General features: G+C 66.0%; 25 protein-coding genes and 1 tRNA gene. 7 read left to right on the forward strand and 19 right to left on the reverse strand.

From position 1 onward, the window contains the following. Positions 1-21 precede the first annotated feature (21 nt). The 7 genes from QMK22_RS13050 to amiA form a co-directional block, all read right to left on the reverse strand. The gene (locus QMK22_RS13050) at positions 22-1,689 is read right to left on the reverse strand and encodes an ABC transporter ATP-binding protein (protein ID WP_283498078.1); all 1,668 of its coding nucleotides are present in this window, start codon (positions 1,687-1,689) and stop codon (positions 22-24) included. Further along, a complete protein-coding gene (locus tag QMK22_RS13055; protein ID WP_283498079.1) occupies positions 1,686-3,344 on the reverse strand; it encodes an ABC transporter ATP-binding protein/permease in 1,659 nt (552 codons plus the stop codon). The genes QMK22_RS13050 and QMK22_RS13055 overlap by 4 nt, the downstream gene beginning before the upstream one ends. After that, positions 3,341-4,714, reverse strand: a complete 1,374-nt coding sequence (locus QMK22_RS13060; RefSeq protein WP_283498080.1) for a nitroreductase family protein — start codon at positions 4,712-4,714, stop codon at positions 3,341-3,343. The genes QMK22_RS13055 and QMK22_RS13060 overlap by 4 nt, the downstream gene beginning before the upstream one ends. Positions 4,715-4,725: 11 nt before the next feature. Continuing rightward, positions 4,726-6,147, reverse strand: a complete 1,422-nt coding sequence (locus QMK22_RS13065) for a YcaO-like family protein (RefSeq protein ID WP_283498081.1) — start codon at positions 6,145-6,147, stop codon at positions 4,726-4,728. Then, positions 6,144-7,064, reverse strand: coding sequence for a CocE/NonD family hydrolase (locus tag QMK22_RS13070; protein WP_283498082.1), 921 nt, complete (start codon positions 7,062-7,064; stop codon positions 6,144-6,146). The genes QMK22_RS13065 and QMK22_RS13070 overlap by 4 nt, the downstream gene beginning before the upstream one ends. After that, on the reverse strand, positions 7,061-7,936 hold the full coding sequence (locus tag QMK22_RS13075; protein WP_283498083.1) for a hypothetical protein: 876 nt from the start codon (positions 7,934-7,936) through the stop codon (positions 7,061-7,063). The genes QMK22_RS13070 and QMK22_RS13075 overlap by 4 nt, the downstream gene beginning before the upstream one ends. 154 nt (positions 7,937-8,090) lie before the next feature. After that, the gene (amiA, locus tag QMK22_RS13080) at positions 8,091-8,210 is read right to left on the reverse strand and encodes a streptamidine family RiPP (protein ID WP_283498084.1); all 120 of its coding nucleotides are present in this window, start codon (positions 8,208-8,210) and stop codon (positions 8,091-8,093) included. Positions 8,211-8,333: 123 nt separating this feature from the next. Between amiA and QMK22_RS13085 the strand changes: the two genes are divergently transcribed. Both QMK22_RS13085 and QMK22_RS13090 read left to right on the forward strand, forming a co-directional pair. Beyond that, positions 8,334-9,578 (forward strand): hypothetical protein, encoded by a 1,245-nt coding sequence (locus QMK22_RS13085; RefSeq protein ID WP_283498085.1) that lies wholly within the window; start codon positions 8,334-8,336, stop codon positions 9,576-9,578. Next, the gene (locus QMK22_RS13090; RefSeq protein WP_283498086.1) at positions 9,579-11,360 is read left to right on the forward strand and encodes a prolyl oligopeptidase family serine peptidase; all 1,782 of its coding nucleotides are present in this window, start codon (positions 9,579-9,581) and stop codon (positions 11,358-11,360) included. Positions 11,361-11,387: 27 nt separating this feature from the next. On the opposite strand, the gene QMK22_RS13095 is transcribed toward QMK22_RS13090, so the two are convergent. Both QMK22_RS13095 and QMK22_RS13100 read right to left on the reverse strand, forming a co-directional pair. Next, positions 11,388-13,055, reverse strand: a complete 1,668-nt coding sequence (locus QMK22_RS13095; protein WP_283498087.1) for a thiamine pyrophosphate-binding protein — start codon at positions 13,053-13,055, stop codon at positions 11,388-11,390. A 9-nt stretch (positions 13,056-13,064) separates the two neighbouring features. Then, entirely contained in the window at positions 13,065-14,429 is a 1,365-nt protein-coding gene (locus QMK22_RS13100) for an FAD-binding oxidoreductase (protein ID WP_283498088.1), read from the reverse strand. A 212-nt stretch (positions 14,430-14,641) separates the two neighbouring features. On the opposite strand from QMK22_RS13100, the gene QMK22_RS13105 reads away from it, so the two are divergent. Beyond that, a complete protein-coding gene (locus QMK22_RS13105) occupies positions 14,642-15,193 on the forward strand; it encodes a dihydrofolate reductase family protein (RefSeq protein ID WP_283498089.1) in 552 nt (183 codons plus the stop codon). Positions 15,194-15,285: 92 nt separating this feature from the next. Next, complete coding sequence (locus tag QMK22_RS13110) at positions 15,286-15,999, forward strand: GAF and ANTAR domain-containing protein (RefSeq protein WP_283498090.1); 714 nt, start codon at positions 15,286-15,288, stop codon at positions 15,997-15,999. Positions 16,000-16,105: 106 nt separating this feature from the next. Here the strand turns inward: QMK22_RS13110 and QMK22_RS13115 are convergent, their stop codons facing one another. After that, complete coding sequence (locus QMK22_RS13115) at positions 16,106-16,654, reverse strand: hypothetical protein (protein ID WP_283498091.1); 549 nt, start codon at positions 16,652-16,654, stop codon at positions 16,106-16,108. Positions 16,655-17,298: 644 nt separating this feature from the next. Further along, entirely contained in the window at positions 17,299-17,520 is a 222-nt protein-coding gene (locus QMK22_RS13120; protein ID WP_283498092.1) for a hypothetical protein, read from the reverse strand. Between the two features lie 85 nt (positions 17,521-17,605). On the opposite strand from QMK22_RS13120, the gene QMK22_RS13125 reads away from it, so the two are divergent. The 3 genes from QMK22_RS13125 to QMK22_RS13135 all read left to right on the forward strand — a co-directional run bounded on the left by QMK22_RS13125 (position 17,606) and on the right by QMK22_RS13135 (position 19,057). Beyond that, complete coding sequence (locus QMK22_RS13125; RefSeq protein WP_283498093.1) at positions 17,606-18,439, forward strand: sigma-70 family RNA polymerase sigma factor; 834 nt, start codon at positions 17,606-17,608, stop codon at positions 18,437-18,439. Between the two features lie 113 nt (positions 18,440-18,552). After that, positions 18,553-18,792, forward strand: a complete 240-nt coding sequence (locus QMK22_RS13130) for a DUF1059 domain-containing protein (protein WP_283498094.1) — start codon at positions 18,553-18,555, stop codon at positions 18,790-18,792. A 76-nt stretch (positions 18,793-18,868) separates the two neighbouring features. Continuing rightward, complete coding sequence (locus QMK22_RS13135) at positions 18,869-19,057, forward strand: type II toxin-antitoxin system Phd/YefM family antitoxin (RefSeq protein ID WP_283498095.1); 189 nt, start codon at positions 18,869-18,871, stop codon at positions 19,055-19,057. Between the two features lie 218 nt (positions 19,058-19,275). Here QMK22_RS13135 and QMK22_RS13140 read toward each other — a convergent pair. The 8 genes from QMK22_RS13140 to QMK22_RS13175 form a co-directional block, all read right to left on the reverse strand. Beyond that, a tRNA-Leu gene (locus QMK22_RS13140) sits at positions 19,276-19,349 on the reverse strand. A gap of 74 nt (positions 19,350-19,423) precedes the next feature. Beyond that, entirely contained in the window at positions 19,424-20,932 is a 1,509-nt protein-coding gene (locus tag QMK22_RS13145; RefSeq protein WP_283498096.1) for an NAD(P)/FAD-dependent oxidoreductase, read from the reverse strand. A gap of 22 nt (positions 20,933-20,954) precedes the next feature. Further along, positions 20,955-22,271 carry a S8 family serine peptidase gene (locus tag QMK22_RS13150; RefSeq protein ID WP_349361085.1) on the reverse strand — a complete coding sequence of 439 codons (1,317 nt, stop codon included), beginning with the start codon at positions 22,269-22,271 and terminating at the stop codon, positions 20,955-20,957. Continuing rightward, a complete protein-coding gene (locus QMK22_RS13155) occupies positions 22,268-22,840 on the reverse strand; it encodes a DUF501 domain-containing protein (protein WP_283498097.1) in 573 nt (190 codons plus the stop codon). The genes QMK22_RS13150 and QMK22_RS13155 overlap by 4 nt, the downstream gene beginning before the upstream one ends. Then, positions 22,837-23,355 carry an FtsB family cell division protein gene (locus tag QMK22_RS13160; RefSeq protein ID WP_283498098.1) on the reverse strand — a complete coding sequence of 173 codons (519 nt, stop codon included), beginning with the start codon at positions 23,353-23,355 and terminating at the stop codon, positions 22,837-22,839. The genes QMK22_RS13155 and QMK22_RS13160 overlap by 4 nt, the downstream gene beginning before the upstream one ends. Positions 23,356-23,477: 122 nt before the next feature. Further along, the gene (eno, locus tag QMK22_RS13165) at positions 23,478-24,758 is read right to left on the reverse strand and encodes a phosphopyruvate hydratase (protein WP_283498099.1); all 1,281 of its coding nucleotides are present in this window, start codon (positions 24,756-24,758) and stop codon (positions 23,478-23,480) included. 141 nt (positions 24,759-24,899) lie between these two features. Continuing rightward, positions 24,900-26,153 carry a histidine--tRNA ligase gene (gene hisS, locus QMK22_RS13170; protein ID WP_283498100.1) on the reverse strand — a complete coding sequence of 418 codons (1,254 nt, stop codon included), beginning with the start codon at positions 26,151-26,153 and terminating at the stop codon, positions 24,900-24,902. Positions 26,154-26,194: 41 nt separating this feature from the next. Continuing rightward, the gene (locus tag QMK22_RS13175) at positions 26,195-26,728 is read right to left on the reverse strand and encodes a ferritin (RefSeq protein WP_283498101.1); all 534 of its coding nucleotides are present in this window, start codon (positions 26,726-26,728) and stop codon (positions 26,195-26,197) included. Positions 26,729-26,829: the final 101 nt, after the last annotated feature.

The raw sequence follows: 26,829 nt of genomic DNA on the forward strand, positions 1-26,829 counted from the left end.
CCGGCTGATGGCCGGGTACTCCTAGGCCGGCCGACGGATGTCGATGATGCGTCCGGAGGCAGCCAGGGTTGACGCCCGGTGCGCGATGGTGATCACGGTCACGTCCTGGGGCAGGCCCTGCACGACGCTCGTGACCGCCCGCTCCGCGGCCGGGTCAAGGTTGGCCGTGGTTTCGTCAAGGATCAGGATCCGAGGCTGGGCGGCGAGGGCCCTGGCCAGGCACAGCCGAGACCGTTGGCCGCCGGACAGCGCTGTGCCGCGTTCCCCAATAATCGTGTTTGCACCGTCGGGCCACGCCGCAACGAAATCGGCAGCGCCGACCTGCGCCAGCGCCCGGCGCAGGTCGGCGTCGGTGGCATCGGGTGCACCGATGCGCAGATTATCGAATATCGTGCCGTGAAAGAGCAACGCGTCCTGGTCGACGACACTCACTACAGTGCGGAAGTCGGCGTCGCTGATCTCGCTCAAATCCGTTCGATGCGCGTCGACGCCGACGAGGGTGATGCTCCCCCGATCAGGAGCCCACAGCCGGGAGAGCAGATGGGCCAGGGTTGTTTTTCCGGCACCCGACACCCCACGGATAGCCACGCGTTCGCCGGGGGCGATCACGAGGCTGAGGTCGGTCAGTACCGGCACCCGCCAGTCGTACGCGAAGGATACCCCCGCCACCTCGATGCCGAGCGCGCCGACCGGGAGGGGCTGCGGCACGGGCGCATCCGCTATCTCGGCGCTGCCGGCGATGCCGGCGAGCACCCGTCGTGCGCTGGCCCGATGAGCGTGCAACTGGCTCAGCGTCGAGGCAGCGTCGGCAACGGGTCCGAGCACGGCAAAAGCTCCGGCCACGAGCGGTGGAACGAGGGCGAAGCTCATCCCGGGAGAATCCATCGCCACGAGGAACAGGCCGACGGCTCCGGCCACGCCGATCACGTCGCGCACGCCCTTGGCGAGAACCGCTACCTGGGCCAGTCGTGCCTGATCGCGCGCGGAGGCCAGGGTGAGTTTGTCGAGGTCGGCCAGGACGCGGCCCTCGAGCCCGAAGCCGAGAATCTCGCGTCGTCCGGTGAGGCTCTCCACGACCCGGGCGCTCACCGCGGAGTTCGTGCGTTGGATCTGCTCACCCAGGGTACGACTGCGGCCGGCCAGAATGCCCGTGGATGCCAGCAACAGTGCGGCAGCGACCAGCACCACGAGAGCCATCCTGGGGCTCACCACCGTGAGTATCGTGAGGCCGGCGAGCACCACGACACCGGTGGCGGCGAGTTGGGCGAGCGTGTGTGCGTAGAAGAATTCGAGCTTTTCGATATCGCCCATCGCCGTGGCGGCCCGGTCTCCGCTGCCGTCGCCGCCGCGGCGGGAGGGTGTGCTTCGGGAGTAGCCGGCAAAGAGGCTCATTCGCAGGGCCGCCAGAACGCGGTAGGCGAGGCTGTGCGACACGTCCATCTCGTGCCAGGTGAGTACGGCGCGAAGCAGTACGGCACCGCCGAGTACAGGCCAGATCCACGCGGCGGGGGAACGATGCTCCACGACGGCCGTGCCGACGATCGCCGCCGTGCCCACGACCAGTCCCGCGAGGGTGAGGCCGCTCACAACGCACACCGTGAATGTCCACGCCAGACCTCCGATTTCCCCGCGCAGCGCGGGGAACAGACCGAGGACCGGGCGGTCACCGGTGTTCCTGCGCGTGCTCATGCGCCCGCTACTGCCCGAGCTGCGACGCTCTGCTCGGTGAGGCTCCCGTGCTGCAAATGCAAGATCCGGTCCGCGAAGGCGAGTGTTTCGGTGCGGTGAGCGATCATGAGCACGACCTTCGTTTGGGCCACCGCACGCAGGGTGTGCATGAGATCATGGGCGAGGGAATCGTTGAGAGCACTGGTGGGTTCGTCGAGCAGCAGCACCGGACGGTCAGCGAGCAGTGCTCGCGCCACGGACACACGCTGGCGTTGGCCGCCGGAGAGCGACTGGCCCGCCTCGGCGAGAAGGGTGTCATACCCGTCGGCCAGTGCGAGGATCTCCGTGTGAATACCGGCGGCGCGGGCGGCGGCCTGCACCGCGGCATCCGTTGCCCCGGGGTTTCCAGACAGGATGTTGTCACGAACGGTTCCCGAGAACAGGTAGCTCTGCTGGGAGACCACGCTCACCAGTCCGGTGCCCGGTGTGTAGCCACCGACCGAAACTGAGCCGGAATCGGCGGTGAGAAAACCGAGGATCAGATCCAACACCGTGCTCTTGCCAGCACCGGATGCCCCGGTGAGAGCCGTGATTTGGCCCGGGCTCAACACGAAGCTCACAGCGCGCAGCACGGGGGCCGAAGGCAGGTAGCCAAACCAGACCGACTCGAACCGAACGGAATTTACCGGCTGGCCGGTGCTGGCAGCGGGGCGCGGGGCGGGTTCGGCACCGGCCCGCAGCGCGTTGATACCGGCGACAGCGGACAGGCCGAGATAACCCGCGTGCCACTGCCGGGACAGCTCCCGAAGCGGCCGGAACACCTCGGAGGACAGCAGGAGCAGCAAATACACCTCAGCGCTGGGCGCGGGGATAACGCCGGTGGCGGCCAGAACGGCGGCGGCGGCCGCGCAGACCAGTCCGGTCTGGATGGCGAGATCAACGAGGGCCGTGTCGACGAGGGAGGCACGCATGGTGGCGACCGTGGCGCGATGCAGTTCGTCGGATCGGCCGTTCAGCCGGGTGCGGGTGCGATCAACCGCACCGAGCAACCGCAGCGTCTTCATGCCCTGCAGCGACTCCAGAAAATCGGCGGCGAGGTGCTCGTACCCGTTCCAACGGGCGACACCACGACGTTTCAGCAGTCGGTCCCATAGCCGCGGAGCCAGCACGGCGAAGGAGAGGCAACCGGCGAGGACTGCGGCCAGCGGGGCGTTCAGGCTGGCCACCGCCACGAGGAGCACCGGACAGAGAATGAGCACCTGGAGCAGGTGGCCCACGTATTTGCTGACGTACACCTCGACCCCGTCAACGCCGTCGGTGAGCGTGAGCCTAGCGATCCCGGTGCGGTCGGCGGTGTCGTGCAGGCCGCGTCGGTTGATTGCGGCCCCGACCAGCTCGGCCCGAAGCCGACGGCGAACGGCCATGCCGAGGGCGCTCGCGCTGCGGGCATGCCCCTGACCGAGGACCAGACGCACCAGAGCGGTCGCGACGATGCCGGCCAGGAATCCGACGGTGTCGGCCGCGCGCCCATCAACGAGGGCGGCCAGAGCCTGCGCGGTGAACCAGGCCTGCACGGTGTAGCTGGCGGTGGCGCTCACCAGCAGCACGGTGGAGCCGGCCAATCGGGCGGGCTCGGCGCGGGTGAGTTGCCACAGGGTGCGGTCGAGCATCATCATCGGCGGGTTTTCGTATCGGTCGGTGGCGCTGGGAGCGGATGCTGCGCTGCCGGCCGCCAGAGCGCGAGCCCGTGCAGAATCCGGTCGTCGAGCAGCCTCGAGCCGGCATCTCCGCGGGCATCGCCGCGGGCATCGGTCCACCCGGCTACGGGGCGGCTTCTGGTTCGCAGGGGGGCGTCGATCGCTCGGTAGAGCAGTCCCGCCGAGGCGAGGGACGCCCACCACAGCTGGTGCACGAGCGACGCGGGCGGCGAATCGGGCGATCGGGGTGCGGTGAAGAGCACGAGCAGGTCGCAGTGGCGCAGCCAGGTCTGTGCGCTGGACCGATCGACGGCCTCGGTGAGGGCGTCGGCGTCGGCCGGATCCGCCGGAATGAGCAGCTGAACCCGACAACCGGGGGGTCGGTTGGCCAGGGTTTCGGCGGTGATGAGGTGCCGGAGCTCACGCGACCAGGAGAACGGCACGGTAGTGCGCGGCGCGGTCATGGCGGCGAAGGGCATGCTGCGCCGCCGCCGGAGGGCGTCCCGCGAGATCGCGGGCGCGAGCACCGGCACGACGGTTGCGTCGCGAACGCATTCGACCCGGGCGCATTCGGTGAACGCTCGGACGACCGCCGAAAGCGCCGGGACCGTCGGGGGCGGACCGGCGGCAATCGCCTGGGGGGCGCGCACGCTCGACCTGATTGTGGCCGTCATCGTCGTGGCCGGCACCGTGGCATCCGTTTCCCCGAGGTAGAGGGCGGTGACGGCCAGCTCGGGCGCGCTGCCCGGCCAGCGCTGCGGCCAGTCGGCGACGGTGGGCAACCCGGCCATCGCGGCGAGCGCGGCGGGAGTGCCACGAAGCCGCGTGGTGTGCAGCCCTGACCGGGCCGCAACGGCAGCGAGAGCCGTGAGAGCGTAAGCGGAATCGGCGATCCACGCGGTCCAGGCCCGGTGGTGGTATTTGCCGGCCGTGCGTTGCGGCAGCACGGTCAGCACGAGGAGAGTGCCCGCGGCGAGGTTGGTGTCGCCCACCCGGATCAGCTGGTTGGCCTGGTGGTCATAGACGAATCGACCCGAGGCACCATCGGCAGCGGTGAGCACGTGGGTCTGCACGGGATAGCAACCGCCAGCTGAGGGGATGGGGCGCGCCCGAACGGTGCCTGTCCCATGGAATCCTTCGCTCCACCAAGCCTCCGCGAGCAGCGCGGCAATCGAGTGCGGGGTGACCGAGTGCGCGGCAATCGGGTGTGGGTTGACCGAGTGTGGGTTGACCAGCGAATTACCGGATGTTTCCGGCGCGGCCGACCAGGCGTTGACCGGGGGTCCCGGGTGCACGGCGAGGCCCGGCGGGGTGCGTGACCAGGCCGGCGGGGCGGTGTGCAGCTTCATGGTCATCCATTTCACATATGGGGCGGTGGGGTGAGGGTGAAATCGTCGGGGTCGACCGGGTCGGTGCTGCGCCAACCGCGTTCGCGGGCCGCGGTGCGGAACCGCTCGGAGCCGAGGTAGGCGAAGGCGGCCGGGGCATTGGGAACCAGCCCCGTCACGACCACCCGAGCCACCCGCAACGAGGTTCGTGCTACGTCCGACGTGGTGAGGTCGCGGGTAAAGACCCGGTGCCCTCCCGCAGCCAGCCGTTCGTAGACCCACCCCTGACTCACCGACGGGATTTGCGTAATCGAGACGGTGCCGAGGCTCGGCTGGGTGAAGCGCTCGGCGAGCGGATGCACCCGCGGATCGAGCCACACCTGGACGTGCGCACCGAGGTCGCGCACCCGGGCGAAGTTCTCCCCCACCGCATCGAGGTATCGCCGGTCGGCGCGGTGCTCCAAATAGAGGCCGGGCGCCATCAGCCGGGCCGCAACGGCCTGGAAGACCCAACCATCAGCATCCTGCAGTCCGGCGGTGTAGATCCAGGTGTGCACGGCCTCGAGTACGGCCTTGCGAGCGGCCTCGGCCGGATCGAGCTTGCAAGAGAAGCCGGCCGCGTACAGGCCTGTGTGCGGGTCATACACGAGGGCGGCCAGGACCGGAGCGAATTCGCTGGGCAGTTCGACGAGCCAGTAGTGCAAATCGCAGCCGGACATGGCCTCGGTCAACTGGGGCACACTGGCCGGGTCGATGCCGCGGGTGGGCCCGTCAAGGTGCCACCACAGTTCGAGGGCGTCGCGTTCGACACACTCGAGCACGGCCCGGTCCTGCGCGTCGGCATTCCCTTGTCCCGTTGCGATGCCCGCATAGTTCAGGTGGTGCACGCGCGGAAGGTAACGGCAGCGTCGCTGGCGCCAATTCAGGTAGACGAGCGAGGCGGGCAGCCACGTCGCGGCGGTCTGATCGCCGGCGGGTGTTTCCCGATCCCGGCCCGGCAGCAGCTCGTGGCACCGCGTCCACAGGGTTGTCACGGTATCTGTCAGAGCCTGGTACGGAAAATCGGCAGCGGCGAGCTGCCAGGGCGCAAACTGGGGCAGCGCCGCCAGATCGATAACGCGCAGCCCCTGCCCGCGCAGCTCGGCCGCCGAACCCACCCGTTGCTCGGCCGGATCGAGGTGCTCCGGCAGAAAGTTTCCGCAGTAACGTTCCATTCCCTCTGCAACGGCGGCGATCCAGGCCTGCTCGGTGTCACCGAATGTGGTGCCCAGGGAAACCCGGTCGGCCGGCCAATCACCGAGGCGGCGGGCATCGGCGACCTCGGCAGTCACCGAGGTGTAGGCGGATGGGGCGCCGTCGGGCCGCAGCACCGACCGTACCGAACGAATGATTCCGGTTTCAGCGTCGACGAGGGACTCCGGCCCAAGCAGCGGGCGGGCGGTGCTGGCAGTCATGAAACCTCGATCAGTGCGGCGGGCGGTGGAGAACTCGGAAAATGGTCTGGGGCGTCGAGCCAGGCGACGATATCGTCGCCGAGACTGGTGCGGGAACGCCGCACCGTGGGATCGAGGTCGGCGAGCAGACCGTGTCCCCACGGGCCGCTGATGAGGGCGGCGGGGCCAGACCAGGCGCGATGCAGGTGAAGTGCCTCCCGCACGAAGAAGTCGCGACTGCCGGTGATCACCAGCAGCGGCGCTGACACCTGGGCATAGCGCGCGGCGAGGGGAAGTGGCCGGGCCGCCCAGAGTTCGGCCCAGAGTTGCCGCTGCCACCTGGTGGGTGCGGTGAGCGGATGAGCCGCCGTCGGCCCCTCGGAGGCGGCCACCGTAACGAGATCGACAAGACGGTCCGCCGGCAGCGGCGGCCCGCTGGTTCGCGCAAATCCGTGCTGGTACCACCACCCGAGGCGGTCCCGCAGCCGCGGAGTTCCACCGGGATTGCGCGCTGTTTCGTAGCGGCCCAGCGCCGGGACCGCAGCCACGACTCCGGTGAGCGAGCTGCCGAGATCCGGGGGAAGCCTGCGGGCTGTTTCGAGGGCGCAGTGTGCATCATAGGAGGCACCGGAGAGGACCAGGCGACCGGCATGACGACCGGAGTCGAGCACGGCGCGCACGGTGTCGCATCCGTCTTCTCCTTCGGACGCATACGGATGCCACTGGCCGTTCGAGCGGTAGCGACCGCGCACATCGGCGACGACGGCGCTGTAGCCGCGCGCCTGCCACGAGCGGGCCTGGGGCACATGCGCAGCGCAGTCGTAGGGGGTACGAATGATCACGGTGCCACGCGGCTCCGGATGCCAGGCCGCAAACCCGGCGAGCGTCGTGCCATCGGCGGTGCGCACGTTGAAGGGTGTTGTGGCGAGCGCGGTCACAGGAGCGGCGCCGGCTGCGGGTAGGAGAGCACCGGATGCCGGGACGCTGCGAAGGTGCGCTCGTTGTACTGCCAGGCGGTGCCGCGGTGTTGCTCAAGGTCGGTGGTCTCGAAGGCCCAGGACCGTGCGATAGCGATCAGTTGCAGGCCGACCGTGCGACCGGCGAGAGCACCGAGGGGCGGTAGCGGTGTGGCGGCGGGGGCGGTGAGCCAGGCCTGCAATTCGACCGCGGTCGGGGATGCCGCGAGACGACGGTGCTGCACGTGGGAGCTGTGCGGATCAGTGGTGTCAACGGCGATCGGGTCGATCCAGACGCGGGTACCCTCGCGGTGCATCCGCAACCAGGCGATGTGCCGGGACGGTAGGGTATCGAGGCCGCTCCAGAGGTGCTCGGGTGCCCGGTCGCCGGCGAGGAAGATGACGAGGGCGGGAGCGAGGGCGTGGATGGCATCCAGGAGGGTGTCCCGGTTGACAGCCGACGGCTCGAGGGAGGTTTCGAGGGTGTGCACGTCGGCACCGAGCTCGACGAGGTCGGCGGCGACGTGGTCCAGGCCGGGCTCCGTGCACAGCACAAGGATGCGGCGGCGGTTCGCGGGCCAGGCGGGCGCAGTGTCGCTGCGGTGCCGGGCGGCCAGCTCGACGTTCAGCGTGGTCCACGCGGCCCGTTCGGCCGGGGTCAGAGCCGCGTCGTCGGCACCGGCGGCGAGGCTTTGCAGCATGGCGAGCGGGAGCGGACATCCGCTCACACGCAAAAACGTGCCGCCACTCGTGCGCACGGTACGACCGCGGGGCGAGTCGAAGACGTCGAAGCGGGCGACGACCTGAACATCGGGACTGGCGATCAGGAAGGTCACGGGGGTATCGCGGGTCACAGCTCTCGATTCGCTGGGTGGTTTGGACAGGTTGGTGTGGAGCGGTGCGGGTGGACCGCTGCGGGTGGACCGGTGGCGCGCTCCGCAGATTTGGCCAGTTGCGGAGCGCGCCGAGGCCCATGGGACGGGTCAGACCTCAGTCGAAGGGTGTCGCCTAGTCGAAGGGGTTCTCGACCAGCGCGTTGCTGTGCGTTGCCGACAGGTGGGCCAGGGTCTCGGTTCCGACGATGTCGGTGATGATCGTGGTCGTGGCGACGGGGTTCTCGGTTTCCATGGGGAAATCCTTTCTCTGGTGCGGTAGCGGTTCGCCCCGTTTGGGGCGGCCAGCTAGACTCTAACCTTAAATGATAATCAATATCAATAATGCCGATGTTGCGGCCTCCCGTCAGGAGCAGCCATGACCGAACCGTCCCCCCACGCTGAGCTGCTCATCGTCGCCGACCAGAAAGCCGGTGCGCTCTACGCGGTCCACCCACCCACAGCGCAACTCGTGCAGCAGCACACGCATACCGTTCTGGCCGAACACGCCGGGTTCCTCCCACTCCCCCGGGATCGCCTCGCCTACGTTGACGACGCGGCAGGGGAACTCGTGGTGCTGGACGTCTTTGCGGCACACTGGCGCGCGGCATCGGTATCGGTGGCGATACCCGCTGAGCATATTGCGGCCAGCCCCGACGGCCGCTTCGTCGCGATCACGACCGGACTCGGCGTCGCGGAGAATCCCTGGAGCGATCTGGTGACGGTCGTTGATCTGACCGGCGAGCGGCCGGCCGGCCGGCGCATCCGCTGCCGCACGGGGGAACCCGGTGTGGTGATCGGACACGATCGGACCGACCCGAGCGCACGACCCGTTCTGGTGCTCAGACACCGCGAACCGGGTGCACTCGAGTCTTTCGCCGTGGACGACGTTCGCACGGCGCCAGCCCACTGTCCGGTGATGCGCGGCAAGTCTGCGTCTCTGCCCGACGACGGGCACGGCGACGCCTACGACCCGCTCACCGGCACGATTTTCACGGCCACGAGCGCCGGGGTCTACCGGCACACCCTGCGTGACGGCGGTGCGGTACTGACCGATATCCTGCCCTGGACGGTACCCGGCCGTGCCTATTTTCTGCGCTTCTGCCCGCGCGACCGCACCCTGTTCGCCGTCGTGCGCGGTGGCGACCCGAATCCGCAAAGCTGGCATCGGTGGACCAACTCGCTCTGGCGGTACAGCGTGGATACGAATGAAATCAGCGTGCTGGCGCTGGGAACCGGACTGGTCTTTCGCCTCGCACTCACCCACAGCCACGCGGTAGTGGCCCGGGTGCACCCGCACGGTGACGAAACGGTTAGCGTGCGCCGACACCCGGCCGAACCGCTCACCGAGGTGGGCCGGTCGCCGTTGCCGGCCATGACGGATGCCCCGGTGCCCGGCCGGGAACCATGGGATGGTACCGACCGGCGGGCGATTGCCGCCGCTCCGCACAGCGAGGCCTACGCTGTGACCCGGGGCGGACACGGCGAGTTACACCTGCTCGATGCCTCCGCTCCCGCCGCACCGGCGCGCACCGTGCGGCTGCCGACAGCCCTCCGCGAGGGCGGCCATCTGGCCTGGGTGCAGCGCGGATTCGTGGGTGGTCGCGACACGGTGGGTCGCTAGATGACCGAGGCAAATATCGGGGCGAACACCGAGCCGATCACCGAGACCACGCGGTTTGAACAAGCCAGGGACCGCTGGGTGCCGCGGGCCGGTCTCGTGCGCGCACTGGCCGCTGCAGAAAACTATGACGTCCCCGGGCTGCCGGTACTGCACGGTCAGGTCGCTTTTTCGCTGAGTCGCCTGGCCGGAGACACCCACCACGTCCTTCGGTCCGCGACTCTAAACCGGGAGACCTTTCGCTTCGAGGCGACACGCACGCTCCTCGACCCGCAGCTGCTTGATCCCACCGGGGCTACCGTAGTGAGCACCTTCTCAGTCAGTCCGACCGGTGGGTACGTGGTCGTGCAATTGTCCGTTGCCGGCAGCGAGGTCGGCACCCTCCATGTGGTGGACTGCGCCACCCTGGTACGACGGGTCATTCCGAATGCCGCGGTGCGTTACCCGCGCGTGGACTGGCGGCCGGACGGAACGGGCTTTCGCTGTCCGGCCTGGGCCGTCGCCACAGCACCGCGCACCATCGTCTGCACGCTGGAACCGCACCTCACCGTCGGTTCGGAGCCTGAATCGGATGCGCCGCGCGGCGTCAATTCGCCGCCCGCCGCCGCGCTGGAGCCACCGTCGGGGTATCCCGGCGCTCACCTGCGCGGCGTCGCCGAGGCCGGAGCAGGGAACACCCTGGCCCTGTGGACGCACCGATCCGCGAGTGTGCTCAGCGTGCATCGGAGCGGTGTGCCCGGCACCGTCCTGGACCTGGGTCTCGGCGCGCTCGTTCACGTGGAGGAGATCGCGGTGCACACGCAGGAGACTGACTCCGAGGCGTGGCTCGTGGCGTCGAATCTGAGCACACCACCGCGCCTCTATCGGCGGCAACTGCCCACAGACGTCCCGGCCACAGGCCACCGGGCCAACGAGGACAGCGCGAGCCGACCCGCCGATTCCTTCGTGCACCAGCGGTTGGTCGCCACCATGGACGACGGCGTCGAGGTGGACCTACTCGTGAGCGCCCGGCGGGATGACCTTGACGCCGAGGGACTGCCCCGGGCACCCCGGCCGGTGATCCTGACCGCTTACGGCGGATTCGGCGTCTCGAGTGGCCCCCGCTACGAGCCGAGCCTGTCGGCGTGGCTGTGCAGCGGTGGCATCTTCGTTACGGCCCAGGTGCGCGGCGGCGGAGAACGGGGGGCGGCGTGGCACCGCGCGGGCAGCGGTCCACACAAAAGCAGGTCCGTGCGCGATCTCATCGGGTGCGCAGACAGCCTCGTACGCGGTGGTTGGTGCACCAGAGCGTCGTTGTGCCTAATGGGCGCATCGCACGGCGGGTTGATCGTAACCGCCGCCGCGCTGCAGCGCCCTGACCTGTGCGCAGCCGTCGTCTGCACGGCACCCCTGTTGAACCTCGTGGACTATCACCGCCACGGGCTCGGCGCCCGCTGGATCGACGAGTTTGGCGACCCGGACGACCGCACTGACCGAGCCAGGCTGCTCGAAATATCCCCGTTGCACCTGCTCGCGGCTCTGCCGGTGAACACCCCGCTGCCGGCGGTGCTCTGCGCCGTTTTTGAAGCGGATGACCGGATACCTCCCGTTCATGCGCTCGCTTTCGTGGAGGCGCTCGGCGCCCACGGCGGCCAATCCTGGTTGCGCAGTGAATCCGCCGCCGGCCACGGCTCTAAACCCCTCGACCGGGTGCGCGAATTCTCCGCAGACGTTCTCGCCTTTGCGGCCGTGCACACCGCGTGCGACGCTCCCGACGCGGGTTTCAGGGTGGCACGGCGTGAATGACGTTGCGGGCCCCAGCGGCACCGGCATTCAGATGGTGGGGGGTGCAACCGGGGCCAAAATTCCCTGCATGCTTTCCGACATGTATTCGGCTATCACGGTCTGCGATACCGGCAGATCCAGAACGAACACCCCCGGACAACCCCGGGCAACCCAGTCCTTCAGCTGATCGAGGTCCGACAGGCTCCGGGCTTTAAGCGCCTCGGCGCCGAAGGCCCGCCCGACGGCGGCAAAGTCCACCTCGTCGATGAGCATGGCCTGGCTGTGCAGTCCCCGGGCAGCATACTGGTGCAGTTCCGCGCCGTAGGCCGCATCGTTAAAGACGACAATAATGCCACTGTTCACGGCACGAATCATCGTTTCCAACTCGGCCAGGGCCATGAGCGCCCCGCCGTCACCGGTAACAAGCACGGTTGTGCGCCCGTTGCCGGCTTGCGCGGCGCCGACGGCTGCAGGGAGTCCCAACCCGATGGTCTGAAAGGCCGTCCCGACCAGCATCAGTGCCTGCGGATCGGGAGCCGAGCAGTACATGGGAATCCATCCGGAGAAATGCCCGCCGTCCTGCACAATGGTGCGTTCCACCGGCAGGATTGTTTCGAGCGCCTGGGCGAATGCCTTCGGATTCAGCCGTCCGTCGGGTGCGAGTTCCTCCGACGGGGGTTCCTCGGCTAGACGTCCATCCGCCACTTCCGGCACCCTGCTGCGCCATCCAGTCGTGCGCATCTCCAGTTCGTCAAGCAGCAGTTCGCCGAAGACCTTGCTGTCAGAGCGGATGAACAGGTCGACCCGGTCGTGGGTCGCAGCGGGCAGCGTATCCACTTGAATCACCGTCGCGTCGGGCGAGATCAACGTTCCGTAGCGCATTTGGAACATGTTCAGGCCGGCTCCGACGACGAGCACAACATCGGCCTGCCTCATGATCTCCACCGCGGCCATCCTGCCGAAGCCGCCGGCGATCCCGAGGTCCCAGTCCGAGCCAAAAATATTCCGAGCCATAACCGACGTGGCGAAGAGCGCACCGAGGCGATCGCCGGCCTCGCGCAGTGTCGGGCCGGCCTCGCTGACCACCGCCCCTCGACCGGCAATAATCAGCGGCCGGCTGGATTGCGCCAGGATCGACGCTGCTTTCGCGACGTCGTCGGGGTCAGTCTGGGTCGCAGGCGATGCTGGAAGGCTTTCCACGTTCTTCTGGGCAGGCGCGGGCAGCGCGGCAAGGTCGTAGGGAATGGCGACGACGACGGGGACCCGTTCGCGGGCCGCGTGTTCGAACGCCCGCCGAGCGAGGGCGGCTGCGGTGTGGGCCTGCACGGTGAGGGTCAGCACGCCGAGTCCTCCGGCGATTGCGGTCTGGTCGACGTCCCAGGGCCGCATCCCCGTTGTCGGCGACTCACCAACGACCAGAACGAGGGGTATGCGTGCTAGCCGCGCCTCGGCCAGAGACGTGAGGGTGTTGGTGAATCCGGCGCCGTAGGTGGCCGTAGCGGTCGCGATTTTTCCCGATGCCCGATGGTAGGCATCCGCCATGGCAACGGTTCCCTGTTCGTGCCGCGCGCTGATGAAACGGTGGCCTCTCGCCGTCAGGCTGCTGATCAGAAAAGCGTTGCCGTTGCCCATGAGCCCGAAGACGACCTCGCTGTGTTCGGCAATGACATCGGCGATGATGTCAGAAACTGTGCCATTATTCGGTGCGGTGTTCACGGTGTCCTGTCACAACGAAGCAGGGAATACTTTTCCGGGGTTGAGGATGTCCCGGGGATCGAAGAGGGTCTTTATCTGGCGTTGGATGTCGAGCAGGTCGTCGCCGAGTTCAGCGCCGAGCCAGCGGCGCTTCAGTAGGCCGATCCCGTGTTCCCCCGACAGCGTTCCGCCAAGTTCGAGGGCGTACGCAAATAGTTCGCCCGCCGCGCTCCAGATCTCGTCCGGAACGGTGGCTCCCTGATAGACGAATGACGGGTGGAGGTTACCGTCGCCGGCATGGCACGCGGTGGGGATCATGATGTCGTACCGGTCTTCCAGCTCCACCACCTTGCGGAACATATCGGCAACACGGTCGCGTGGGACCGCCACGTCTTCGACCAGCATCGTTCCCATAGATTCCAAGGCGGGAAACGCCTGGCGTCGAATATTCACCAGGCGGGCGGACTCGTCCGGATCCATAGTGGTGAACGCCGTTCCGCCGGCCGCCTCGATGAAGCCGGCGACGGCCTCCGCGTCCGGGAGAGCAGCCGGCCCGTCACACTGAACGAGGAGATACGAACTGCCCTGTGCCAGTAGGTTTTGGGCGGTATACGTGCCAACGCATTCCAGTGTTCGGCGGTCCAGCAGTTCCATAATGGCCGGCACGAGCCCCGCCTCGGTGATCCTCGACACAGCGTCGATGGCCTGTTCGAGCGCTGGGAAGAACGCGCCGATCGTCGATCGGGTTCCGGCCACGGCCGGCTGGAGTTTGAGAGTGCACTCGACGATGATGCCGAGGGTACCCTCCGAACCGATCATCAGCGCGCAGACGTCGTATCCGGTGACACCTTTCACCGTGCGGTGTCCCACCGAGATCAAGCGCCCGTCGGCCAGGACTACCTTGAGGGCAAGCACCGCTTCCCGAGTCACGCCGTATTTTGCACAGAGCAACCCGCCGGCGTTCATGGCGATGTTGCCACCCACGGTGGAAACATCCTTGCTTGCCGGGTCTGGCGGCCACCACAACCCATACCCGGCCAGTTCCTCATTGAGAGCGCCGTTCAAGATACCCGGTTGCACAACCGCGAGCCTGTTGGCGGTCGAGATTTCCAGGATCTCCTGCATGGCACCCATACAGAGCACGATTTCGCCACTATCGGCGATGCCACCGCCGGCCAGCCCGGTCCCGGCGCCGCGGGTAACGACGGGCGTACCCGTTTCGTAGGCTATCCGGCAGACCACCTGGACATCGTCGATGCTGCGCGCATGCACGGCGGCGAGTGGTGTCCCTGCGGCCATGTGGCCCGAGCGATCCGTGCGGTACCGTGCAAGTTCCTCCGTGTCGGTAACCACCCGGCCGGGGAGTGCCTCCGCGAGCAAGTGTGCAACGTTCATATTGTGTTCCTCTTTCATCTGGTCGCCCGCTCACGAGGAAGGCACCGGTTCACGTCACTGTGGCCTGGTTGGATGGGTCCTTCGAGAGGCCGGATGCGACATCAGCGAAAAACCTGAAACCATATACGATCTCAACTGTACCGGCAGGGGAACCCTTGTGAGCAAATCGGTACTAGCATTCCCGGTCATACCGAGCTTTAGGAGAAACTCTGATGCGAAAACTGACCGCCGGCCTGTTCATGTCTCTTGATGGCGTGGTGGAATCACCGAACCTTTGGCAATTCGACAGCTTTGACGAGGAGCTGGGCGCCGAACTGACCGCGATGATTGACCGGGTCGACACGGTACTGCTCGGTCGGGTTGGCTACGAGGAATGGGCTGGCTACTGGCCGAACGCCGACAGCACCGACGACTTCGGCACTTTCATTAATCCGATACAGAAGTTCGTCGCATCGCGAACGCTCACCGGCCCGTTGGACTGGCAGAATGCTGCCTTGATCGAGGGTGACTTGGAAGAGTTCGTGTCCGATCTGAAGAACACGGAAGGCGGGGAGATTTCACTGGTCGGCGGAATTTCCCTGGTGCGACAACTGCTCTTTGCCGGTCTGCTCGACTCGCTCACCGTCATGATGCACCCCGTCGTCGCGGGTGCGGGCCGTCACCTCTTCGAACCGAGCGACCCCGTGACCCGACTGACACTGCAGAATTCGATCACGACGAGCGCGGGCAATGTACTGCTCTCCTACGCTCTGCGCACCGGGTGAGGGTGGGACAGGGCTGACGACTGAGCGGGCGCCGATGGCGCGATCCTGTGAACGAAACGTATTCTCCGAGCGAATGGTTCTAGTGTTGCCCCATGATTTCTTCTGAACGCGACATCGAGCTTGCTGACGTTTTCGTGCTTCTCGCCGATTCATTGCGCGCCACGCACGACGTTGTGGACACGATGGATATTTTGGTGCAGGCCAGCACTCGGTTCACGTCGGCAACCGATGCGGGCATCCTTCTGGCTGATCCCGCGGGCGTGCTGCATGTCGTGGCCTCGTCGAACGAGCGCACCAGTGAGGTTGAAGAGGCCCAGTTGGGCTACGGCCAAGGTCCCTGCCTGGAATGCTTCACAACTGGTCTGCCGGTCGAGGTCCCCGACCTGGCGACCGAGGCCACGCGGTGGCCGCAGTTCGTGCGCCTTGCGGAAGCGCGCGGATTCCAAGCTGCGCACGCATCACCGCTGCGCCTGAGAGATCAGGTGTTCGGTGCGATGAACCTCTTCAACGAACAACCCGGCCCGCTCGGTGATCGAGATCTAGCCCTCGCCGCCGCTCTGACACAGGTCGCCACCATCAGTCTGGTTCAGCAACAGACAATCCACCATCAGGCGACCGTGAACGACCAGCTGCAGCGGGCCCTCGACAGTCGAGTGCTAATCGAGCAGGCAAAAGGAGCGCTGGCCCAACGCCACGGCATCTCCGTCGACGCGGCATTCGCGCTTCTTCGCAGCCATGCCAGGAAGAACAGTTCACGGCTCCGGGACACTGCCGAGGCGATCGTCAACCGACGGCTCTCCATCTGACGTGCTCGCCGGCGTTCGTGCGCTGACATCGCTATCACCGACCCTGGATTCGCCGGCCTAAAGGCCCGGCCGGCCGTCTGCATCACCGCTGGCGGTGCGTTCTCCATCACAACCCGAGAAGTTGTGCCTTCCAATATGCCTTGCTGTCTGCCGCAGCCTCGGGCGAGACCAGCTGGCTGTGTTGCACCGCCACTCGACACTTGCCTGGAGTCGCCTCGTTGACGGTGACGTTGACACGAGAGCCGTCCTCCAATCCACAGCGCCAATAGCGCCACTTCGCGGTCGCTGACGTCGTGGGGTCGTCAGTCATCTCGAACCCGTTGAACGAGGTGCGGCCGTCAACCAAGGCCATCCAGGAAGCGATTGCCGCATCCATCGAGCCCGGGATTGTTTTACTGGCACTGGCGGCAAAAGTCCCGTCCCCTTGTTGTCCGGGGATGCGGCGGCCGATGTGCTGCTCGTATGCGATCGTGATGCCCTGCGCCCACCAGCCGTGGCTCTTCAGTTCCAGCTGCGCGATGACATCCTGCACCAGCGGCACGATGTCGGGATGAGCTAGCTCCCTGCCGCCCATCTCGTCGATCAAGGCAACCCACTCCGACCAGGCCCGCTGCGTAACTTTCTCGTACGGTCCGACGTTTTGTGGTTTCGTCATGGGCCGAATCTATCCGATAGATCGCGCTCGGGACTTGGTAAGGGTCGTAGTCTTTGACGTTTTGCTCACCTATTTCTGTGCATAGTACGCCGAGAGCCAGTATTGACTGGCGTTTGGGATGGATACTTCCAGGGTTTGCGCGCCTGCCGGGCTGTCGAGTGGAACTGCTAAGACAGCGAGCCCCGCGTCGCCGCAGGTAGCGCCAACCGCGTTCGGGTGCTGCTGGTTGACCGTGATCGAGTACCTGCCATTGCCGGTGCAGTTCAGCATCATCACGATCATCGTCTGCCCCGCCGAGGTCGCTGGCGGTACCGTGATAACGGTGTCAGAGTTGCCGGCGTAGGTTCCCGCGGGAACCCGGTCAGGGTAGGTCTTGGCAACGATGGTGTCTTGCGCTGCAAATTCTTCGGAAGCGCTTGGAAGGCTTGGGGTAGCACTGGGCGTCGGCCGGGAGGAACCGCTCGACGTGGGTTCGCTGTGTGCCGTGCACCCGGTCATTGCCACGCAAACCAGCAGCACACCGGCGCCGAAAGCAGGAATCTTCGACCGCGCTCATACCGTCTTTGGTCGGTGGGCGCAGTGTGCTCCTCGGCACAGCACGGCGATCGCCGCCTGGGCCCACTGAATCGATCGGGTTCGCTCGTCTAGGACGCGTTGAGCGCTGCCGCTGCGCGGACGAGCCCGTGGCAGGCTGTGGCGTTGATCTTGTCGCCCTCGTACAGGTCGATGGCTCGCCTCACACCTGCGGTCTGACTGGCGTTGAACAGTTCATCGGCGTCGGCCTCAAGAATCAAGCCGCGAATGTGGACCAGCATGTCGCCACGCCAGTCGCCTAGTGCGGCAATGATCTCATCTATCGACGTCATCGGAATCTCCGCTACCTCTCTGTCACACCGGGCGCAGCCCGCACGTCACCCATAGTATGAGACCTCGACGGAAAGCGTGATCCCCATGGACGAGACTGCAGCTTTCGAGCGGGAGCGCCCCCGGTTGTTGCGTATTGCCGGACGAATCCTGCGTGACGACGCAGAGGCCGAAGACATCGTCCAACAAACGTGGCTGCGCCTCCACTCCACCGAGGCTGTCATTGACAACCTGCCCGGCTGGCTGACCACGGTGACCACGCGGCTCTGTTTGGACAGACTGCGCGCCCCGAAACCGATCCTCGTGGACGATCTGGCGTTCCCTTCGCTGACTGAAGATCCAGCCGATGCACTTGCCCTGGCCGACACGGTTGGGATTGCGCTCCAGGTGGTCTTGGACCGCCTCACACCGAATGAGCGGGTAGCGTTCGTGCTCCACGACAGCTTCAGTATTGATTTCCCCACGATCGCGGCGATGCTTGGGACCACTCCCGCCGCTGCACGCAAGCTCGCTTCGAGAGCGCGCAGCAAGGTCCGCCCGCAGGGCGTACAGGGCCGAGCTGACTGGGAAGTTGTGGATGCGTTCCTCGCCGCCGCCCGGCAGGGCGATTTTGAGCAGCTGTTGGCGCTGCTGGCGCCAGGGGCGGTGGTCGCCGGTGATGAAGCGGCGATCTCGGCGGGAACCCCAACCCGAATGGAAGGACGGAGCGCAGTCGCAGCGATGTTCAACGGCGCGGCCAAAGCCGCGTTGCCCGTCTTCATCGACGGCCGCCCGGGCGCAGCATGGTTTCATCGTGGCTCGCCGCGGGTCGCGTTCGATTTCACAGTCGTCAACGGGGTTGTCGATCGAATCGATTTCATCGCCGACCCGGCAATTTTGGAACGCCTCATCCGCCGTGCTGCAGGAGCGCAGCGGAACTGACCGGCGGCCTGCAACAAACGAACCCCTCAGCAGTCACACTTCCCGGCGCTCCACCGTCATACAGGTACCCAACCCCAATCGGGGCGACGCGTTCATAGTTAGGATTCGAGTCGATGAAAACACTGACCTGCCGCCAGCTGGGCGGCTCTTGTGAAGAACCGATGCACGGCAAAACCGCTGATGAGGTTATCAAGGCCCAGGACCGCCATCTCAAAGACGCCATCAAGTCCGGAGACACTACCCACGAACAAGCACACAAGGAAATGAAAGATCGTTGGAAGCACCCAAAACGATCAGTGGACTGGTATTCCTCCACCAAGTCGGCGTTCGCCGAGTTACCCGAGGACGACTGACCGGGTCGCCGCCGCCCAAAGAACCGCAACGGCCTTCTGCGCAACTACACGGCGAGACCTTCCGCAGCGCGCCCCGGTGTATCCGACTCGCAGCAAGCGACCTGTCGCGGCGATCATCAACGCCGACCAGCTGAATAAGCTGATTGAGGACTCCGATGAACTCGCCGACATCCGGGCAGTCGATGCAGCTTGGGAGGAAACAGAGCGACTTGGTGAGACGCCCGTTCCTTGGGAGGACGAAAAGCGTGACCTCGGTCTGTCGTGACTTACACGGTTCAGATTACGTCAAGGCGCTGCAGTGGATGCTCGGCCGCGATGACCCTCGACGTGTACGCCGACCTCTTCGATGACGACTTGGACAGCGTCGCAGTGGCCCTCGATCAGGCCCGAATGAATTCAAGTGTGGGCAAAATGTGGGCAAACGAAGGTCCTGGGACCCCTGCTACCAAGTTAAAATCCAGATCAGCATAGAAATAAACGCGGTGCCCCCACTGGGACTTGAACCCAGACTGTGACGATTTTAAGTCGTCTGCCTCTGCCAATTGGGCTATGGGGGCATGCCCTAAGACGGGCTCTTACAGCGTAGGTGCTGCCGGGCGATGGTCTCGTCCGGCAGCACCTACAGAAAACACTACTTCGAAGCGGATGCCTCGGCGGCAAACTTCTCCGCAGCCGGGGCCTTGGCGACGGGCGCCTTGGTCGCGGGCGCTGCGGCATCCGTTGCGGCAGCCTTGGCCGTGGGCTTGCGCGGCGCACGAGGTGCACGCGGCGCGGCCGGGGCCTTGGCCGCGGGTGCTGCCGGTGCTGCAGCTGCCGCCGGCGGCTTCGGACGCGAGGCGAACTCTTCGAATACGGCGCGCGGGTTTTCGGTGGCGCTCAGCGAGACGACGTCGCGACCGAGGAAGAGATTGTTGACCCAGCCGCCGACGACGCGCAGCTTGCGCTCCCAGCTCGGCATGGCCATTCCGTGGTAGCCGCGGTGCGCGAACCAAGCCGGCATGCCCTTGATAGCGAGGTTGCCGGACTGAAACACGCCAACGCCGATGCCGAGGCCGGCGACCGCGCCCAGGTTCTTGTGGAAATACTGCACCGGGGCTTCGCCGCGCAGCACGGCAACAAGGTTCTTGGCCAGCAACTTGCCCTGACGCACAGCGTGCTGAGCGTTGGGAACACAGTTGCCGCCGACGCCGCCGCCGCTCAGGTCGGGAACGCAGCTCACATCGCCGGCGCCCCAGGCGTCAGCGATGATGTCGTCTTCGGTTCCCACACGCAGGTCGGCGCGAACCTGCAGGCGACCGCGCTCTTCGATGGGAAGGTCGGTGTGACGCACGATCGTCGGGTTGGCCATGACTCCGGCCGTCCAGACAATGAGATCGGTCTCGAAGGTCTCACCGGTGGAGAGCTCGATCTTGCCGTCGACCGCGCTGGTGAGCTGGGTATCCAGGTGAATCTGAGCACCGCGCCCGGCGAGATTGTCAATGACCCACAGGCTGGTCTTGAGCGAGACCTCGGGCATGATGCGGCCCATAGCTTCGATGAGGTGAAAGTTGGTCTCTTCGAAGCTGATCTCCGGGTACAGGGTGAGCAACGAGGTGGCGAAGGAACGCAACTCGGCGAAGACCTCGATGCCGGCGAAACCGCCACCGACCACAACGAAGGTGAGCAGGCGGTCGCGCTCGGGGCCGGCCGGCAATGCGGCGGCCTGATCGAAGTTCGTGAGCACGCGGTCGCGGATCGCCACGGCCTCTTCGATGGTCTTGAGACCAATAGCCGAGTCGGCGACGCCCGGAATCGGGAACGTACGCGACACGGCACCGGCGGTCACCACGACGATGTCGTAAGCGAACTCGTACGGCTCGCCGGTCGGCGGCGTGATGGTGGCGGTCTTCTCCGCGTGGTTCACGTGGGTGACCTTGGCCGAGATGACGTTGGTCTTCTTGAGGTGACGGCGGTGCGACACGACCGCGTGACGCGGCTCGATCGAACCGGCAGCGACCTCCGGAAGGAAGGGCTGGTACGTCATGTACGGCAGCGGGTCAACGATGGTGACCTCCGCTTCGCCGGATCGCAGCCACTTCTCGAGCTTCCATGCCGTGTAAAAACCGGCGTATCCGCCACCAACAATGAGAATTTTGGGCACGATGAGAAGGCCTCCTACATGATTATGATTGTGCGAAATCTTTGGGGTTGCGCCGAATTCGCTTGATATGCCGAGTGGCCCCAATGCCGAGCAGCGTTACTAGGATACCAAACACCACGAGCAGAGCGAGCGGAAGGCTGATATACGTCAGGGTCAGCTGGTTCGGCAGCCAAGCATTGAGCATATTTTGCACCGGTAACGCCGGGTCGTCATCGGCAGCCACCGGAGCCTCGGCAACGGGTGTCTCGGTGGGCACGACCTCGATCTCAGCCCGGCGGTGCAGCGTGATCCACTCGGTCAGCAGCTCGCTGGGAGTCGCTCCGGTCGCCGGCGCAACATAGCGCGTCACTGCGGCTGCGGCATCGATCAGACCGTTGCCATAGATCGGACTGGGCACGGACTGGCCGTTCGCGTTCGCCGTGGCGATAACGCGATTCATGACTCCCGCCGCATCCAGGTTGGGATACGCCGCCCGCACGAGGGCCACGAGCCCGGACACGATCGGCGCTGCCGCGCTGGTCCCGTCCCACTGCACGTAGGTCGAATCGGGCATGACCCCGACCAATTTCTCGCTCGGTGCGGCGATGGCAATGGTGATGCCCTGCGAGGACGCGTCGAAGCTCGCCGATTTGTTGCGGTCCACACCGGCGACCGTCAGCACGCCGGGGATCGTCGCGGGAGCACCGACTTCGGTGGTGCCACTCCCCCGGTTGCCGGCCGCGGCCACGACGACGACATCGTTTTCAAAGGCGTAGAGAAAAGCGTCGTCCCAGCTCTCCGGCCAGTACAGCGTGTTTCGGGTCAGTGACATGTTGATGACGTCGGCCCCGTTGTCAACGGCCCAACGGATGCCCTGCGCAATCTGATCATCGTTGCTGACGGCGGACCGTGTGCTGCCGAACGCAACCGAGACCGCCAGGATCGAGGCCTCCGGCGCCACGCCGATGAGGCCGGTCCCGTCTCCGGTGCCACGACCGGCCAGGAGCGAAGCCACGAGGGTGCCGTGTTCACCGTCATCATCGTCGCCGGCTACGGGAGTTTGGCCGTCTGCGGTACCGAGGCCGGAGACATCCGTTCCCCCGGTCACGACCCCATTCAGCTCAGCGACGCTGCCGTCGACTCCGGAGTCGATGACGGCAACGGTGACACCGGCACCACGAGTGGTGTTCCAAGCTTCGGCGAACCCGTAGTCGCCGAGCCAGTACTCGAGGTCACGAATTTGATCGGCGTGTGCGGCGGGTGCATCGAGTAGAACGGAGCCGGCGATGGTGCCGCCGAATAGTGCCGTGGCGAGGGCGATCGCAATGCCCGCGCTGAGCCGACGGGCGATCGGAGTCACTCCGAAGCCGCCACGGGCACACTTGGCTCCTGCTCGCCTGACGCCGGTACGCCAGCTTCGGCGGCGTAGTCCAGGCAAACACAGACCGCGGGCGACCAGGGGGCGCGTTCGAGCGCGAGGTCGCCGATCGGGTTCACGCCGGGCCCGGCGGCCAGAGAATGAGCGGCGAGGGCATGCAGGCATTTGACCCGGGTCGGCATGCCACCGGAGGAGATTCCGGCTATTTCCGGCACGAGGCCGAGCTGGTCGCGGTCGAGCAGAAAGCTCTCGTGCGCACGCTCGTAGGCGGCGCGCACGTCGTCATCGTTGGCGAGCAGATCGTTGTACTCGTTCATGACCTGCGTGGCCTCGAGCGACGAGATCGCCGCGGTCGCCGCCGGGTGGCATAAATAGTACAGCGTGGGAAACGGGGTGCCGTCGGCCAGGCGCGGAGCGGTCGCGACCACGGTCGGGGCGCCACAGACACAGCGAGCGGCGATACCGACGACGTTGCGGGCCGGGCGGCCGAGCTGAGCCGAGACGAGGTCGATGTCGGCCTGGCTGAACGGGTCGAATGGCGGCCGGGTCACGGCGTGGCCCCGTCCGTGGCGGGTGCCGCAGCCTGCGGAGCGAGGCCGGCGGTCATGGTGGAGGCGAACAAGGAACCCAGCCAATCAATCGTGGTGCTTTGAATAATGGTGCTGACCGGTGCGGCCTCCGCTTCCAGCGGGGCTACGACGGGCAGATCGTTGATGACAAGAAAACTGATATCGCCCGGCAGCACGTACGAGAGTCGTTCGCGGGCCTGAGTTGTGATGTAGGTGCGGTCATTCCAGCGCTCGCGCTGGCTCGTGAGCTGATCGACCTCGGCTTTCTGATCGGCAACGCTCGCGCTGAGCCGGCTGATCTGCTGCCGCTGCTCGGCGTAGGTGCGCAGGCTCGGCGCCAGTACCACGACGGCGAGAACGAGCACGACCATCATCACAAGCGAAAAGCCCGAAAAGCGGATGCTGCGGAGCCAGCCTCCAGCGGGCGTATCAACCGGCGACCCGACGGGTGGCTGCCGGGCCTTCTGTGGTGCGGAACCGGGTCGTTTCTGGCCCATGGCAGCTCCTCTCGCTGGCTCGTCGGATGCGGTGCTGTTCAAAAATGGTACCGAGTGTAGCTGTGGGCTCCCAACCGCCGAAGACTCGGTGGTCGGGAGCCCGAATGTACTGGTGAGCGGGGCTACGCGGTGAAGCGGGGGAACGCGGCGCGACCGGCGTAGACCGCGGCCTCGCCGAGTTCTTCTTCGATGCGCAGCAGCTGGTTGTACTTCGCGACGCGCTCACTGCGTGCCGGGGCGCCGGTCTTGATCTGCCCGGAGTCCGTCGCCACGGCGAGGTCGGCGATGAAGGTGTCTTCGGTCTCGCCTGAGCGGTGCGAGATGATCGCGGTGTAGCCGGCGCGCTGGGCGAGGGAAACAGCATCCATCGTCTCGGTCAGGGTGCCGATCTGGTTGACCTTGACCAGGATCGAGTTCGCGGCCTTGAGCGTAAGGCCCTTGGCCAGACGCGCCGGGTTGGTGACGAACAGGTCGTCTCCGACGATCTGCACCTTGTCGCCGAGCGCTGCGGTGAGGTGAACGTAGCCGTCCCAGTCATCCTCTTCGAGCGGATCTTCGAGCGAGACGAGCGGGTAGTCGGTGACGAGCTCGGCGTAGTACGCGCTCATCTGCTCAGCCGAGAGCGACTTGCCCTCGAAGTTGTAGCTGCCGTCCGTGAAGAATTCGCTCGCCGCCACGTCGAGGGCCAGAGCGATGTCCTTGCCGGGCACGTAGCCGGCGTTCGTGATGGCTTCAACGATCAAGTCAAGCGCGGCCCGGTTGCTGGGCAGGTTGGGGGCGAAGCCGCCCTCGTCGCCGAGTCCGGTGGCCAGGCCCTTGGACTGCAGCAACGCCTTGAGCGAGTGGTAGGTTTCAACGCCCCAGCGCAGTGCCTCGCTGAACGACTCAGCGCCGATCGGAACGATCATGAATTCCTGAATGTCAACATCGTTGTCGGCGTGCGAGCCGCCGTTGATGATGTTCATCATCGGAACCGGAAGGGTGTGCGCGTTCGGGCCACCGAGGTAGCGGAACAGTGGCAGGCCGGCCGAGCTGGCCGCGGCCTTCGCCACGGCCAGGCTCACGCCGAGGATGGCGTTGGCGCCGAGGCGCTCTTTGTTGTCGGTTCCGTCGGCTTCGATCAGCACGAGGTCGACGATGCGCTGATCGGTGGCGTCGATGTCTTCGACCGCCGGGCCGAGCTCGTCGATGACGGCTTCGACCGCTTTCAGCACGCCCTTGCCCTGGTAACGACCCTTGTCACCGTCGCGCAGCTCATAGGCCTCAAACACGCCGGTGGATGCGCCGGACGGCACCGCAGCACGGCTGACCGTTCCGTCGCCGAGTAGTACCTCGACCTCGATGGTCGGGTTTCCGCGGGAGTCGAGAATTTCGCGTGCGTCTACTGCCTCAATTAGGGCCACAACTGTCTCCTGATTTGTCGGGGTGAACGTCTACGTAGACGCCGGGGTTGAGTCGGATGAAGGTCGGTGTGCGCCGGGGACACCGGGCGAATTCAGTCTAACCAAACCCATGGGTAGATCCGCTGAACCGGATGGCTCGCCTCAGGCGCCGAGGGCTTTGAACTCGAGGTCGGCGGCCGACCCGGTTGCTGCTGTGACGAAGGCGAAACGCCCGTAGCCGGCATCGCCGGCGCGGTCGAGCAGAGCCTTCAGATTTTTCGTACGGCGTTCCAGGCTCACGCGCAAGCCGGTGGCCACGAGGTCACGCTTGAGCGCGACCAGGCTGGCCGGGTCGGCGTCCTTGTCGTAGACCAAAACCACCGCCTGCTCTGCGGATGCGGCATCCGTGTGCAGCAGATCGACGATGCGTTCAAAGCCGATCGAGAAACCGCAGGCCGGCACGTCGGTGCCGAGAAACCGGCCGATCATGCCGTCGTAGCGGCCGCCGCCACCGAGGGAGTAGCTGAGGTCGGGGTGGGAGATCTCGAAGATCGTGCCGGTGTAGTAGCCCATGCCGCGCACGAGCGTCGGATCGAAGACGAGGTCAACGCCGGGCAGCGCGGCACGCAATGCCGTGAGGTCACTGAACGCGGCGGGGTCCAGCCAGGCCGGCGCGCTGTCGCCGAGTGACCAGCCGCCGGTGCCGAGCTCGGTGAGCAGGGCGGCCAAATCGGGGGCGTCGATGCCGAGGCTGTGCAGCTCTGTGGCCACGCCGTCGACACCGATCTTGTCGAGCTTGTCAATCACGATCAGGGCCCGTTCGGTCAGTTCGATGGCGACGCCCCAGTGCGCGAGCAGTGCGGAGAGAATGCGCCGGTCGTTGATGCGAATGGAGCAGCCCGTAAGCCCGAGCTTGTCGAGGGTTTCCGCTGTCGCTGTGATCAGTTCAATCTCGGCGAGCGCGCCGGCCTCACCGATGATGTCGATATCGCACTGCATGAACTGGCGGTAGCGCCCCTTTTGCGGGCGTTCGGCCCGCCAGACCGGGGCAATCTGAATGGACCGAAACACCGGGGATAGTGCAGCGCGGTGGGTGGCGTAGAACCGTGCCAGCGGAACCGTCAGGTCAAAGCGCAGTCCGAGGTCCGCCAGGGACAGCAGATCCTCGTTCTCGGCCGCGACGGCGACATCCGCCGGGCTCAGGCCGCGCTTGAGCACGGCGAAGGCGAGCTTCTCGTTGTCGCCGCCCAGACCGGAGTGCAAGCGGGCCGAGTCTTCCATGACCGGTGTTTCGATCTCGTCGAAGCCGTGCGCACGAAAACTCTCCCGGATGATGCCGAGGGAACGTTCACGCACCGCTTTGTCGGCGGGAAGAAAATCGCGCATTCCGCGCGGCGGGGTCACTGCAATAGCCATGCGGCAATTCTTGCAGGTTCTGGGAGGTGAGCGCCCCGGGGCTAGAGCGCTCCACCGGCGGCACCGGGGGCATCCGCTTCGAGACCGCCGTCGCCGACGTTCTCGCGGGCGACGAAGTTCTCAATGTCGAACAGGTTGTCACCGGCACGTTCGGCGATGGTGAGCAGGGTTGACATCGAGGCGATCTCTTCGACCTGTTCCTTGAGGAACCAGAGCATCGCCTGCTCACCGAGCGCGTCGCCATCGGCGCGGGCCGCGCGGAACAGGGCTTCGATCTGGGCCGTGACCTGGCGTTCCTGCGCGAGGGCCAGACTGATCGGCTCGACCGCGTTGGCGAAATCATTCTTGACGGCCGGGATACCGGGAATGACGACCTCGAGATCGCGGTCCATGCGGTACTGCACGAGCATCATCGCGTGGTTGCGCTCTTCGAGGGACTGGCGATAGAAGTGGCCGGCCAGCTGCGGCAGCGACTGGGTGTCGAACCAAACCGCAATTGCGATGTACTGCTGCGACGCAGCGAATTCGTTGCCGATCTGGGCAGAGAGGAGCGTATTAAAGGAGGTGGCAGTCATGCTTTGACGTTACCCGGCCTGTTCAACCTTCGCCAACAGCGCACCCAGGTGCTGATCGACCCGCGAGAGCGGAAAAATGGTTGCTTCACGCATGCTCAAGC

The organism is Cryobacterium sp. PH29-G1 (genome assembly GCF_030063365.1).
Classification (GTDB): domain Bacteria; phylum Actinomycetota; class Actinomycetes; order Actinomycetales; family Microbacteriaceae; genus Cryobacterium.